Consider the following 14043-nt stretch of genomic DNA (forward strand, 5'->3'; position numbering starts at 1 on the left):
GAGACCCGTGGAGTGAGACGTATGGAGTGGAATGACAGCGCGTCGTCCGGCGGCACCTCGGTGACCGGTGGCGAGCCGCCCTCAGGGACGGTCCTTCGTGACCCCGTCGTGGTCCTCGTCTCCGCAGGCGACCGCGGACGGCTGACCCGCTCCGCACGGTCCCTGCGCGAGTACCTCGACCGCGTGGCACGCGAGGGGCCCGCCTCCGGCGTGCTGGCTGTCGACGTGGCCTGGACGACGCAGACCGGCCGAACGCCGCTACGGCACCGGCTCGCCGTGGTGTGCACCGGATTGGACGACGCCGTGGCGGCTCTCGGCGCCTACCTGGCCGGGCTGCCCGACCCCCGCGTCCATACCGGTTCGGCCAACCCGGCGACCGAGGCGGCCGATCCGCGGCAGCCCTCGACGGCCGCCGAGGCGGCCGCGCTCTGGGCCGGCGGCGCCGACCTGCCCTGGCACCTGTACTGGCGGCAGCGGCCCGCGCGGGTGAGCCTGCCCGCCTATCCGTTCGCCGAGGAGGACCCGCCCACGGGCTCAGGGGCGGGTACGGCTACGGAGGTGGCGCCGGAACCGGAGCGTGCGCCGGAACCGGCCGATGCCGCCGCGCGCGTCGCTGAGGTGGAGGAGTACCTGCTGGGCCGCTACACCGAGGTGTCGGGGATTCCTCTAGAGGATCTCGACGCCCACGTCTCCTTCGACCAGTACGGGCTGACGTCCTTCCAGATCAACCTGCTCAACGCGGACCTGGAGCGTGACTGGGGCGTCACGAGGCGCACCCTGTTCTTCGAGTGCCGCCACCTGCACGAGGTGGCCGAGCGTCTCGTCCGGCGGCACGACGCACGTCGTGAGGCGGCCTCGGACCCCGCCGCGTCCGCGGTCGCACAGCTTCCCGCGCCGGCACCCGCCCCCACGCCGGCACCCCTTCCCGCGGCCGTCCCCGCCGGCAACGGGGCGATCGCCGTCATCGGCGTCGCGGGCCGCTATCCCCGCTCGCCCGACCTGGACACCTTCTGGGCCAACCTCGTCGGCGGCCGGGACTGCGTCAGCACGCTCCCCGAGGAGCGGCACAGGCCAGGGTGGCCGGTGGAGCGCATGGTCGGCGGCTTCCTCGACGACGTCGACCGCTTCGACCCGCTGCTCTTCGGCATCACCCCGCGCGACGCGGCCCTGATGGACCCCCAGGAGCGGCTGTTCACGCAGTCCTGCTGGGAGGCGCTGGAGGACGCGGGCCTGACCCGCGAACGGCTGCGGGAGGAACACGGCTCCCGGGTGGGCGTCTACATCGGCTCGATGTACAGCGACTACGCCTTCTTCGGCGTGGAGGAGACGTTGCGCGGCAACCCGTCCTACGCGGGCGGCGCCATCGGCAACATCGCCAACCGCGTCTCGTACCTCATGGACCTGCACGGCCCCAGCCTCGCCGTCGACACCATGTGCTCCTCCTCGATGACCGCTCTGCACCTCGCCGTGCGCAGCCTGCGCTCCGGCGACTGCGAGGTGGCCATCGCCGGCGCCGTCAACCTCTCGCTGCACCCCAACAAGTTCATCCAGCAGAACAAGATGTCCCTCACGTCCAGCTCGCTGCGCTGCCGCAGCTTCGGCGCGGGCGGTGACGGATTCGTGCCCGCCGAGGGGGTCGGTTCGCTGGTCCTCAAGCCGCTCGACAGGGCGTTGGCGGACGGCGACCGCGTACGCGCCGTGATCCGCGGCACCGCGGTGGTGCACGCGGGCAGGACCAACGGCTACATCGTGCCCTCGCCCGTCGCGCAGAGCGAGGTCGTTCGTGACGCGCTGGCCGACGCGGGCCTGCGGCCCCGGGACATCGACTACGTGGAGGCGCACGGGGCGGGGACCGCGCTCGGTGACCCGGTGGAGATCGAGGGGCTGAACCGGGTCTTCGACACTCCGGACCGCGCGGTGGGCAGCCTGCCCATCGGCTCGGTGAAGTCGACGATCGGCCATGTGGAGGCGGCGGCCGGGATCGCGGCGTTCACCAGGACGCTCCTCCAGCTGGAGCACGCGACGTTGGCTCCGAGCCTGCACGCCGAGGAACTCAACCCGAACGTCGACTGGGCGGCCACCCCCTTCCAGGTGCAGCGCGAGGCCGCGCCATGGCCCGCGGCGCTGGGCCCAGACGGCCTGCCCAGACCCCGGCGTGCGGGCATCAGCTCGTTCGGCGCGGGCGGGACCATCGCCCACGTGGTGCTTGAGGAGTACCCCGCGGCCCGGGCGCCGGAACGCCCCTCGCCGTCGGCATGCAGCCCCCAGCTGATCGTCCTGTCCGCCTACGACGAGCAGCGGCTGCGGACGGTCGCCGACCGCCTCGCCGCGCGCCTGCGGCAGGGCAGTGAGCAACTGGCGCTCGCCGACGTCGCCTGGACCCTCCAGCAAGGGCGCGAGCCGCTCAAGGAGCGGACGGCCCTTGTCGCGACGGATGTCGCGGACCTCCGCGGCCGGCTGGAACGGTTCGCCGCGGGCGACGACACGGGGGTGCTGCGCGGACGTGCTCCGGCCCAGGGCCGGGTGCGCCCGGCACGCGCCGACGGGGCAGAGGGGTTGTGGGATACGGGCCGGCACTGGGTGAACGGTGGCCAGGTCGACTGGCCGGCGCTGCACCGGACCTCGGACGCGGCCGGGGCGCGGCCGTGCGTCGTGTCGCTGCCGACCTACCCCTTCGCGCGGATGCGGTGCTGGATCCCGGAGACGGTCGCGGCGGTGGCCCCTGGTTCTGTGCCGGCCCCGGCGTCCGACGCCGCGGTACCGGCGCCCGCCGTTCCCGTACCCGCGCCCGCTGTCTCCGTACCCGCGCCCGGCGCACCCGCCGACGACGCCCAGCTCCTGCACCGGGAGTGGATGCCCACCGGGCAGGCGTCCGCCGCGACGGGGCCCTCGGGCACCGTGGTCGTGTGCCTGCACACCGAGGCCACCCGCTCCCTGGCGGAGGAACTGGCGCGCACCGCGTCCCCCGGCTCCCTGCTCCTGGTCCGCGAAGGCCCGGGCACGGGAGAACTGGGCTACTCGGACGACGCGGGCGCCGACGCTGTGACGGAGAAGGCGCTCGCCCGCCACCCCGTCATCGCGGGCTGGATCGATCTCGCCGACCTCGGCGGCCCTGCCGCCACGTTCGCCGACGGCTGGACCGCGCGGTTGCTCCTCATCCGGCGGCTGATCGGCGCCCGACCCGGCGTCCCGGTCCGCGGCGTCCACGTCGTCCGCGGGCTGCAGGACCTGGAGGTCTCCGAACCGGATCCGGCGGGCGCGCGGGTCGCGGGCTTCCTGAGGATGCTCGGCGCGGAGTATCCGCGGGTGGACACCACCGTGATCGACACCGACCTGCCGATCAGCGACCCGGCGGCGCTGGCCGAGTCCATCTGGGGGGAGTGGCACGAGCGGGGCGCCCAGGCCGAGGTGTGCCACCGGCACGGGCTGCGCTACGAACCCGTGCTCCGCCCCACGCTCGGCCACTACGCACCCCTCGCCCCCGACCGCGCCAAGGCGTACGTCGTGACGGGCGGCACCCGGGGCATCGGGGCGAAGGTCGCCGGTTTGCTGGCCGACCGCGGCGCCCGCCGGATCGCCCTGCTCGGCGGTCGCCCGCTGCCGCCGCGCGACCGGTGGCGCGAGCCGGGGGCGCTCGACGCGCGTGCGGCCGAGACCGTGGAGCTGGTCGAGCGCCTGGAGGGCCGTGGCGTCCACGTCCTCGTGCACACCGGACCGTTGACCGACGAGCCGGCCATCGACGGGTTCCTGCGGCAGGTCCGTACCGAACTGGGCCCCATCGGCGGTGTGGTGCACTGCGCGGGAGGCCACGGCACGGGCAGGCCGGCGTTCGTCGGCAAGGACTCCGCCGCCATCCGCGCTACGTTCGCCCCCAAGATCGACGGCCTGGAGACGCTCGCCGCGCTCTGCGCGGCCGACCGCCCCGACTTCTTCCTGGTGTTCTCCTCCGCGTGCTCCCTCGTCCCCCGGCTGGCGGTAGGCGTCAGCGACTACGCGGCGGCCAACGCGGCGATGGACTTCTTCGTCGCCCACCAGGTACGCGAAGGGCGTGACTGGTTCCGCTCGGTGGCGTGGCCCATGTGGACCGAGAGCGGGGCCGCGCGCGGCAAGGACAACGTCTGCGCGCCCGCCGGGCTCGCGGCGCTCGGTGACAGCGAGGGCCTGCGAATACTGGAACGGGCCGTGGCCCTGCCCTGGGGCGGCACGGTGCTCCCGGCACGGCCGCTGTCCGGTGCGTTGGACGTCGACGCACTGATCAGGGCCAAGTCCCTTCCCGCGCCCGAAGCGTCGGTCGTCGCCGAGCCGGCCGCCGTTCCGCGACCGGCGGCCGCGCCCGAGCCGGAGGTGGGTGCCGCACCGCCGGCCGCGGGCGCCGGGCACGCGTGGCTGACCCCGTTGGTCGCCTCCGTCCTCGGCACTCCGGAGGCCGAGCTGGACGTGCAGGCCGACTTCGCCGATCTGGGGGTGGAGTCGGTGATGCTGGGCGAACTGCTGGAGAGCGTCGAGGAGGCGGTGGGACGTCGTCTGCAGCCCGCCCTGCTGCTGGAGCACTCCAGCGTCGAGCAACTGGCCGCCTACTGCGCGACGCTGGGGCTGCCGCCGGCCCCCGCCGTGGCCGTCGCCGAATCGGGCCCGACCAGGACCGCGGCGCAGGCCCCGGACCCGGTGCGCGCCCCCGCCGACGCCCCGGCCCCGGTCCGGGCGCGGGAGCCCGGGCGGGGCGCCGTGGCCGTGATCGGGATGGCCGGCCGCTTCCCCGGGGCGCCCGACGTGGCGACGTACTGGCAGAACCTGCTCGACGAGCGCTGCTCGGTCACCGAGGTGCCGCCCGGGCGCTGGGACGTCGACGAGGTGTACCGGCCCGCGTTCGAGCCCGGGTACAGCACCGGCAAATGGGGCGGGTTCCTCGAAGGGCTGGAGATGTTCGATCCCGACCCCTTCCAACTCGGCGACGCCGAGGCCACCGCGCTGGACCCCGGCATCAGGCTTTTCCTGGAGACCACCGCGGACTGCCTGGCCGACGCCGGTTACACCCGCGAGGAGCTGTGGGGCCGGGACGTCGCGGTCTACGTGGGCGGGCGAATCTCGGACTACGCCCGCAGGGCGCCGCTGCGGCCCGAGGTGCTCCAGTCGGACCAGAACTTCCTCACCGCCCAGGTCGCACACCGCTTCAACTTCCGCGGCCCCAACATGGTGGTCGACAGCGCCTGCTCCTCGTCACTCGTCGCCGTACAGCTCGCCTGCCGCGCGCTGCAGGCGGGCGACGCCGAACTGGCCCTGGTCGGCGGCGTCGAGCTGCTGCTGGACGAAAGGCCCTACCTGGAGTTCAGCGTCGCCCGGGCGATCTCGCCCACCGGCCGGTGCCGCAGCTTCGACGAGGCCGCGGACGGCTTCGTGCCGGGCGAGGGATGCGGCGGGGTGCTGCTGAAGCCGCTGGAGGCCGCGCTCGCCGACGGTGACCGCATCCACGCGGTGATCGAGTCGATCGCTGTCAACAACGACGGACACACGATGGGGACGACCACGCCCAGCCCCGCCGCGCAGTCGGACGTCGTGCGCCGGGCACTGGCCGCCGCAGGCCGGCAGGCGCGGGAGATCGGGCTGGTCGAGGCACACGGGACGGCCACCAGGATCGGCGATCCGCTGGAACTCCAGGCGCTGACCGAGGTGTTCCGGGAGAGCTCGCCGGACCAGGGCTTCTGCGCGATCGGCAGCGTCAAGTCGAACGTCGGTCACCTGCTGTGCGCCGCCGGGGTCGCCGGGCTGATCAAGGTGGCGCTGTGCCTGCGGCACGGCCGCATCCCCGCGACGCTGTTCTGCGACAACCCCAATCCCCGGTTCGACTTCGCGCACTCGCCCTTCGTGCCGACCACCAGGACCCGGGACTGGCCTGTGGAGGCGTCCGCGCGGGTCGCCGGGCTGAGCTCCTTCGGCCTGGGCGGCACCAACGCGCACCTCATCGCCTCCGCGCTCGACCCGGCATCGCGCCCGGCCGGGGTGCCGGTACGCGGGCCGCTGCCGGCGCCGGTGTACCGGCGCCGCAGGCTGTGGCTCGACCCACCCGCGAGGAGCGCCGTGTCCCCGTCGGCCCCGCCCGCCCCCCGGCCCCTCGGAAACGTTCCGCGCGCCGCCATCCTCGATCTGCGGTTCACCACCGGTGCGCCCGCGGGACACCACAACGGGGGAGCGCCGCTGGCGGGCCAACACCGGTAGCCCCAGGCATGTTTGTCACGTCCTACGGAAGGAACGAGAAGCACCATGGGAAACCCCGCAAAGGCGTCTTCGACGGCGGAGGACACGTCGTCCCAGCCGATCGGCCGGCAGGCCAAGCTGGCGATCGGTGGGGTGATGGCCGCGATGCTGTTGTCGGCCCTGGACCAGACCGTCGTCAGCATCGCGCTGCCCAGCATCGTCAGCGACCTCGGCGGCCTCGACCGGCTGCCCTGGGTGGTGACGGTGTACCTGGTCACCTCCATGGCTGTCACCCCACTGTGGGGCAAGATCTCCGACCTGTACGGGCGCAGGCCCGTCGTGCAGGGCGCCATCGCGGTCTTCGTACTGAGCTCGGTGGCCTGTGCGGGGGCGCAGAGCATCTGGCAGCTCATCGTGTTCCGCGGTGTCCAGGGCATCGGAGCCGGTGGACTGTTCGTGCTGGCACTAGCCGTCATCGCCGACGTGGTGCCGCCCGCACAACGCGGGCGCTACCAGGGGATGTTCGGCGGCGTGTTCGGTCTCGCGAGCGTCGGCGGACCGCTGGTGGGCGGCTGGTTCACGGACGGCCCCGGCTGGCGCTGGATCTTCCTGATCAACGTGCCGGTCGGCATCCTCGCCCTGGTGGCGACCGCCGTGGGCCTGCGGGCCCGCAACGAGCAGCGTCGCCAGGACATCGACTACGCGGGTGCCGCCCTGATCGTCAGCGCCGTGACCTGCGCGCTGCTCTACCTCAACTGGGCCGCTGAGGAGTACGGCTGGACCGCCCCCGGTCCGCTGCTGCTCCTCCTGGGCGCCGTGCTGCTCGCGGCGCTGTTCGTCTGGGTCGAGCTGCATGCCGGTGAACCGGTCATCCCCATGGCGCTCTTCCGCAACCAGGTCTTCGGGATCGGCACGCTGTTCGGCTTCCTGGCTGGCGCCACCATGTTCGGCGGCATCGTCTTCCTGCCCCTGTGGTTCCAGTCCGTCATGGGCATGTCTGCCACTCGTTCCGGACTCGCCATGCTGCCCGCCATGTTCGGGCTGATGCTGACCTCCATCGGGTCCGGTCAGCTGATCAGCAGGACGGGCAAGTACAAGGTCTTCCCGGTCGCGGGCTCCGCAGTGCTCGTGGTGGCGATGCTGCTGCTGGCCCAGCTCGACGTGGACACGCCGTACTGGCAGGCCGCGCTCTTCACGGCACTGTTCGGTGCCGGTGTCGGACTCGTCATGCAGCCGATCATCACCGCCGTGCAGAACTCGGTCGAGATGAAGGACATGGGGGCGGCCACCAGTGCCGTCAACTTCTTCCAGCGCATGGGATCGGCGATGGGCGTCGCGGTGCTCGGCTCCGTGCTCACCACCCGGCTCGCCGACCTCGGCGGGGGCGGCGGCTCCGGCTCCGGCTCCGGGAAGGTCGCGGACATCCACAAGCTCGCCGAACCGTTGCGCAGCAAGGTGCTGCACGGCTACGCCGACGCGTTGTCCGACGTCTTCCTGCTCTGCGCCCCGCTGATCGCCGTGGCTTTCGTGGTGTCCCTGTTCCTCAAGGAGATGCCGCGCAAGGTGCCGCAGGAGGCCGCTCCGGTCGCCCAGGAGGCGACCGCCAAGGAGTGAGCGGCTGACGCGCCGCCCCGCGTTCCGTCCGTCCCGCTGTCAGCAGGCCGGTCCCACCGCACGTGGTGGGACCGGCCTGCTCAAGTTTGCGCAGCCGCCGTGCCACCGCCCGTCCTAGCGTGACTGCACCGTCTCGTCAGCTCGGAAACGCGCCCGTCCACCTTCGGCCTGAAGGACATGACATGACTCAGCAGACGTCCCGCCGGGAGTCCGGCCTCAGCACCGCCGGCGCCCAGAGTTCGGTGCCCGCCGACAAGTTGCTCCACTCGGGCAACGCCGGATTCATCATCGCCCGGAGCGCCCAGCTCAAGTACGAGCACCGGGCCGAGGGACGCAAGTTGTTCGCCGACGTGATCGCCTACATGAACCAGGCGGACCTCAACGGCGCCTCCTTCTTCTTCTACGAGGAGGCGTTCGGCCGCCAGGACCGCGTGCACTGGCTGATCCACTGGAAGACGCCGAACGACTTCGCCATCAGTCTCCACATGGTCGATCACGACGAGAAGATGATCGACATGCTGGAGAGCGACCGCGTCGTCGGCGACGCGAGCGCCGGAGTCTGGGGCCGGGCGGTCGTCGAGGGATCCGTCCAGGAGCGCATCCTCGTACCGCAGCACGGACTGGTCCACGAGGAGGGCGAGCACCAGGACGACGTGTGGGTCGACCCGGCGCGGCTGCAGACCCGCCAGTCGGAGGACCAGCTGCTGCACTCGGCCAACTCCGTGCTGACCCTGCACCGCGTGGGACAGGCGTCCCACGAGTTCCGCAAGGAGGCCAGGCACTACGCCTTCGCCTGGCAGAACGAGATCAACACCAAGCTCGCGGGGCGGGCGACCTCGTACCTCTACGAGGAGACCTTCGGTGTGATGGACCGGCTGCACTGGCTCATCCACCTCAAGGACTTCGACACCTACCAGGAGCTGCTCGCCATGGAGCGCGAGGACGAGGGCTTCCAGAAGCTCCAGGGACGGGAGTTCGTCGCCGAGAGCAAGGGGGGCGGCCGGTGGGGCCGCGCCTTCGTCCAGGGTTCCATCGAGGACACCCTGCTGCTGCCGTACCAGTACGGCAGCACCGCCCGGTGAGAGCCTGGGTCTTCGGCGGTCAGGGCACACAACGCAAGGGAATGGGCGAGGACCTCTTCGCCCGCTTCCCCGAGCATACGGCCACCGCCGACCGGGTCCTGGGCGAGTCCGTGGCGGAGCTGTGCCTGCGTGACCCGGAGGGAAGACTCGGCCGTACGCGGTGGACGCAGCCCGCGCTCTTCGTGGTGAACGCCCTCGCGCAGTTCGCCGCCCGGGAGGAGGGCCCGGCGCCCGACGTCCTGGCCGGACACAGCCTGGGCGAGTACAACGCCCTCGTCGCCGCGGACTGCTTCGACTTCGAGACCGGCCTGCGGCTGGTCAAGCGGCGTGGGGAGCTGATGGCGCAGGCCGACGGCGGCGGCATGCTCGCCGTCCTCGGTCTCACCATCGCGCGGGTGGAGGCGCTGCTGCGGAGCACGGGCGTCACCGACGTCGACCTGGCCAACTACAACACCGCGACCCAGGTGATCGTGTCCGGCTCGGCCGCCTCCATCGCGACGGTGCGCACGGCCGTGCGGGCGAGAGAAGGGGCTCGCTGCATCCCTCTGGCCACCAGCGGTGCGTTCCACTCCCGGCACATGGCGGCGGCCGCCACGGAGTTCGCCGCGTTCCTGGCCGGGATGGAGTTCCGCGAGCCCCGCATTCCGGTGATCGCCAACGCGACCGCCCGCCCCTACCCGCCGTCCGGGGTGGCCCGGCTGCTGGTCGACCAGATCACCTCACGGGTGCGCTGGCACGAGACCATGCTCCACCTGATCGAGCAAGGTGTAGGCGAACTGCGGGAGTTCGGCCCGCAGCATGTGCTCACCCCGATGTGGCGGGCGGCACTGGCGGAGCCGCGAGCGGTGGACCCGCCGGCCGGCCCCGCCCCACTCGCCGCCCCCGTACCGGCGGCACCGGCTCCGTCGGCCGCCGACCCGGCGGCTGCCCGGCTGGGCAGCGCCGAGTTCCGTGCGGACTTCGGGCTGCGCTACGCCTACCTCGCCGGGAGCATGTTCCGTGGGGTGGCCTCCGTCGAACTCGTCGCCAGGATGGGTCTGTCCGGTCTCATGGGGTACCTCGGCGCGGGGGGCCTGCCACTGTCCCGGGTCGAGGAGGCGGTCGCCCAACTCGCCCGTACCCCGCACCTCGACGGCCGGTACGGAGTCAACGTCCTGCACGACATGTCCGACCCCGGTGCGGAGGAAGCCCTGGTGAGCCTCCTGCTCCGGCAGGGGGTCCGGCACATCGAGGCTGCCGCGTTCACCACGGTGACCCCCGCGCTCGTGCGCTTCCGGTTCCGCGGCGCCCACCGGGGCCCGGACGGCGCCCCGGTGGCCGTACGGACCGTGCTGGCCAAGTGCTCCCGTCCTGAGGTCGCCCAGTCCTTCCTCTCGCCGCCCCCGCAGGGCGTGCTCGCCCGGCTGGTGGCCGAGGGAGGGCTGTCGGAGACCGAGGCGGCGGTGGCGCGTGAGCTTCCGGTGGCCGGGGACATCTGCGTCGAGGCGGACTCCGCCGGGCACACCGACGGCGGGGTCTCGCTCGCCCTCGTGCCGGTCATGACCGCGCTGCGCGACCGACTCACCGCGCGTCACTCCTACCCCCGCCGGCCGAGGGTGGGCGCCTCCGGTGGACTCGGCACCCCGCAGGCGGTCGCCGCCGCCTTCGTCCTGGGCGCGGACTTCGTCGTCACCGGCTCGGTCAACCAGTGCTCGCCGCAGGCCGGGACATCGGACGCGGTCAAGGACCTGCTGGCGACGCTGGGCGTGCAGGACACCACCTACGCTCCGGCGGGCGACCTCTTCGAGATGGGCTCGAAGGTCCAGGTCGTCCGCAAGGGGACCCTGTTCGCCGCCCGCGCGAACAAGCTCCACCAGCTCTACCGCCAGTACCCCGGCCTCGACGCGCTCGATGCCGGGACCCGCAGGACCCTGGAACGGGACCTCTTCCGCGCGCCTTTGGCCCAGGTGTGGAAGCAGACCCGCGAGCACTACCTGGAGACCGGCCGCCCGCACGAGGTGGACCGCGCGGAGAGCGACCCCCGCCACAAGATGGCGCTGGTCTTCAAGTCCTACTTCGCGCGCACCAACCGTGCCGCGCAGGAGGGCGACCCCGCCGAGCGGGCCAACTACCAGATCCACTGCGGGCCGGCCGCCGGCGCGTTCAACGGCTTCGTGCGGGGCACCGATCTGGAGCCCTGGCGGGAGCGGCATGTGGATCTGATCGCCGAGCGGCTGATGACCGGGGCGGCCGAGGTGCTGCGCCTGCGGTGCGCGGCGTACGGCTGAACCCCGGCACCACCGCGCCTTGTGTACCCGACGTGATGAGGAGACCCGTATGACCGAGGACAGCAACAGGCCCGTCGTTCCGCCCGCCCTCCACCAGACCTCGCAACCCCCGGAAAAGGTCCTGCACTCGGGGAACGCCGGCGTCGTCGTCGAGCGTGTCGCGCAGATCGCCGCGGGGCAGAGCGGCACGGCCCGTGCGCTGGCCCGGGAGGCGGCCGAGTTCGCCAACGACAAGCACGCGGGTCTGGTGACCGTGTTCGTCTACGACGAGACCTTCGGCGTCAAGGACCGCATCCACTGGCTGATCCACTTCCACTCGCTGGAGGACTACGAGCGGCTCCTGCACATGGGCGGCGCCCAGGACTTCAGGGACGGTGTGCTCGGCGGCTTCGTGGCGCAGCGCAGCGCGCGGGAGTGGGAGGCCGCGTTCGTCCCCGGCAGCGTCCAGGAGACGATGATGTTCCCGCACCGCTGGGGGATGTTCGGCACCGCGACCCAGAAGATGGCGCAGGACCCGGCGATGAGCCCGCTCGACCCGGCGCGTGAGGGCCCCTGGTTCGAGGTGCTGCCGGCCGCGCACCAGACCTCGGTGGCGCCGGAGTCGCTGCTCAACACCGCCACCGCGGGCGTGGTGATGCACCGGACGGTGGACTTCAGCTACGAGTTCCGCGCCGAGGCGCGGCTGTTCGCCCGCACCGTCACGGAGAACACCAACCTCAACTCTGGCGGTCAGGCTTCCGCCTTCGTGTTCGAGGAGGCGTTCGGGAAGATGGAACGGATGCACTTCCTGATCCACATGCAGTCCCTGAGCACCATGTACGCGCTGATGGGGATAGACGCGCGGACCGATCCGTCGTCCCCCCGCGCCACGTACATGCAGGACTGGGTCTCGCCCGAGAAGGGTGGCGGCCGCTGGGACCGGATGATCGTCGAGGGCGGCGGCCGGGACAGTGCGCTGACCCCTCAGTACTGGGGCGGCTGACCTCCGTACGGCGAAAGGGCCGCGGCGCTCCGAGCGGAGCGTCGCGGCCCTTTCGTTCAGGCCGGGTGGTGGATCAGACGGCCGTCGTCACGCAGAAGAGGTGACCGGCGGGGTCGGCGAACACCCGCCACTTGTCACCGCCGGGCTGGAAGTCCGGCTTGGTGGCGCCCAGGGCGAGTACGCCCTTCTCCGCCTCGTCGAGGTCGCTGACGCTGAAGTCCAGGTGCATCTGTTTGTCCTGGCTCGGCCACTCGGGGGCGCGGTGGTCGGCCACCCGCTGGAACCCCATCTTGCCGGTCCCGTCCTCGCTGGCGATGAACGCGAAGTCCTCGCTGGTGAAGACCACCTTCCAACCGGTGATCCCGCAGTAGAACTCGGCGAGTTCAGCAGGCTCGACCGCATCGAGAGTGACTGAGGCCAGCTGGCCAATGGAACTCATCTGAAGCTTCCTTCCTCAGGACAGTGCCCCGGTCGGCCGCCTGGTGAACGGACGGTCCGGGCGGGGCCAGTCGTGTGACACATCGAGACTATGCGCGCGTGGCCCGGGGCGCGCGCCGGTCCGCCGGATTACCCGAAGGAGTGATCCAGCGTCACCGCCGCGTTGCCGTTGGGGCCCGGGTTGTCGCAGAAGTACTCGCCCTCTCCGCTGATCCCGGCCAGGGCGCCGGTGCCCGATCCCTCCACGACGGTGAGCGCGGCCTTGGCCTTGCCTCCCGCCGTGCTGCCGCTGATCCGCAGGACGAAGGTGCCCTCGCGGTCACCGACACGGCCGGTCACCCGCTCCAGGCCGGTGAACGTGCTGGTGCCGTCCGGGCCCAGCGCGATGAGCACGTGCTGGCTGCCCTCGGCCTCGATTCCGCCCCGGTAGTGGTTGGACACGATGCCGTGCATGAGCATCGGAGCGCCCTCGGCATCGGCGTAGGGCGCCGGCTGCCAGGGGTCCCAGGTCATATCGCTGGTCGACTGTGTCGCCATGCGCGTTCCTCTCGCTCGCGGGCCGCGGCCTCGGGCCGGTCGCGGCGGGCCTTCGCCCGCCGTGCGGAGCAACGGATTCTCCCGGCTTCCGAGCCCCCTTTCTGCTCACAATTGAGCAGTTCGCGGGAGCGGTTCAAAAGGGGAAAGCGATAGCGCCGGACAACGCCGATATCTCTGTCGATAAAAGAACTCCCGATGCTACGTTGACCCTCATGAGCCAAGATTTGGAAATCATGCCGGAGGACTGGAATCGGGCACTGGCGGTGGTGGCCCACCCGGACGACATGGAGTTCGGGGCGGCCGGTGCGGTCGCGCGCTGGACCGCGGCGGGCAGGACCGTCACCTATCTCGTCGCGAGTCGCGGGGAGGCCGGGATCGACACCCTGCCGCCCGAGCGCGCGGCCGCGCTGCGCGAGCGCGAGCAGCGGGCCGGCGCGGCCGTCGTGGGCGCGTCCGGCGTCGAGTTCCTCGACCACCCCGACGGGGCGATCGAGTACGGGCTGGCGCTGCGCCGCGAGTTCGCCGCCGCGATACGCCGGCACCGCCCCGAGCTGGTGATCGGCTTCTGCCACCACGACCAGTCGTCGAGCGGTCGGTGGAACTCACCCGACCACCGCAACACCGGGCGGGCGCTGCTGGACGCGGTGGGGGACGCGGGGAACCGGTGGGTCTTCCGGGACCTGGGCCTGGACCCGTGGCAGGGCGTGAAGTACGTGGCCATGTCCAACTCCCCGCAGCCGACGCACGCCGTGGACGTCAGCGCCGTCCTCGACAAGGCGATCGCCTCACTGGAGGCGCACAGCAGCTACCTGGCGGCGCAGCAGCCCCCGATCACGGACGTGAAGGGTCCGCTCATGGGCCTGGCGCAGGCGACCGGCACCCGCTTCGGCGGCGTACCGGCCATCGCCTTCGAGATGATCCGGCGCTGACG

7 protein-coding genes and 1 pseudogene are annotated in these 14043 nt (G+C 72.1%); 6 read left to right on the top strand and 2 right to left on the bottom strand.

Going from position 1 to position 14043, the window contains the following annotated elements; all coding sequences use genetic code 11:
• Positions 1-21: 21 nt before the first annotated feature.
• The 5 genes and pseudogenes from CG740_RS16875 to CG740_RS16895 all read left to right on the top strand — a co-directional run bounded on the left by CG740_RS16875 (position 22) and on the right by CG740_RS16895 (position 12137).
• A complete protein-coding gene (locus tag CG740_RS16875; RefSeq protein ID WP_100575961.1) occupies positions 22-6213 on the top strand; it encodes a beta-ketoacyl synthase N-terminal-like domain-containing protein in 6192 nt (2063 codons plus the stop codon).
• Positions 6214-6258: 45 nt separating this feature from the next.
• Complete coding sequence (locus tag CG740_RS16880; protein ID WP_234376301.1) at positions 6259-7806, top strand: MDR family MFS transporter; 1548 nt, start codon at positions 6259-6261, stop codon at positions 7804-7806.
• Positions 7807-7865: 59 nt separating this feature from the next.
• Positions 7866-8888, top strand: a pseudogene (locus CG740_RS16885) (DUF6039 family protein); the annotation flags it as partial.
• Complete coding sequence (fabD, locus tag CG740_RS16890) at positions 8885-11155, top strand: ACP S-malonyltransferase (RefSeq protein WP_100575963.1); 2271 nt, start codon at positions 8885-8887, stop codon at positions 11153-11155. The pseudogene CG740_RS16885 and the gene fabD, both read left to right, overlap by 4 nt.
• Positions 11156-11204: 49 nt before the next feature.
• Positions 11205-12137, top strand: a complete 933-nt coding sequence (locus tag CG740_RS16895) for a DUF6039 family protein (RefSeq protein ID WP_100575964.1) — start codon at positions 11205-11207, stop codon at positions 12135-12137.
• Between the two features lie 73 nt (positions 12138-12210).
• Here the strand turns inward: CG740_RS16895 and CG740_RS16900 are convergent, their stop codons facing one another.
• Both CG740_RS16900 and CG740_RS16905 read right to left on the bottom strand, forming a co-directional pair.
• Entirely contained in the window at positions 12211-12576 is a 366-nt protein-coding gene (locus CG740_RS16900; RefSeq protein ID WP_100575965.1) for a VOC family protein, read from the bottom strand.
• A 128-nt stretch (positions 12577-12704) separates the two neighbouring features.
• The gene (locus CG740_RS16905) at positions 12705-13112 is read right to left on the bottom strand and encodes a DUF3224 domain-containing protein (protein WP_100575966.1); all 408 of its coding nucleotides are present in this window, start codon (positions 13110-13112) and stop codon (positions 12705-12707) included.
• Between the two features lie 212 nt (positions 13113-13324).
• Between CG740_RS16905 and CG740_RS16910 the strand changes: the two genes are divergently transcribed.
• Positions 13325-14041, top strand: a complete 717-nt coding sequence (locus tag CG740_RS16910) for a PIG-L deacetylase family protein (protein ID WP_100575967.1) — start codon at positions 13325-13327, stop codon at positions 14039-14041.
• The last annotated feature ends 2 nt before the right edge of the window (positions 14042-14043 follow it).

Origin of the sequence: Streptomyces sp. CB01201 (assembly GCF_002803085.1) — a bacterium.
GTDB classification, from domain to species: Bacteria; Actinomycetota; Actinomycetes; order Streptomycetales; family Streptomycetaceae; genus Streptomyces; species Streptomyces hundungensis.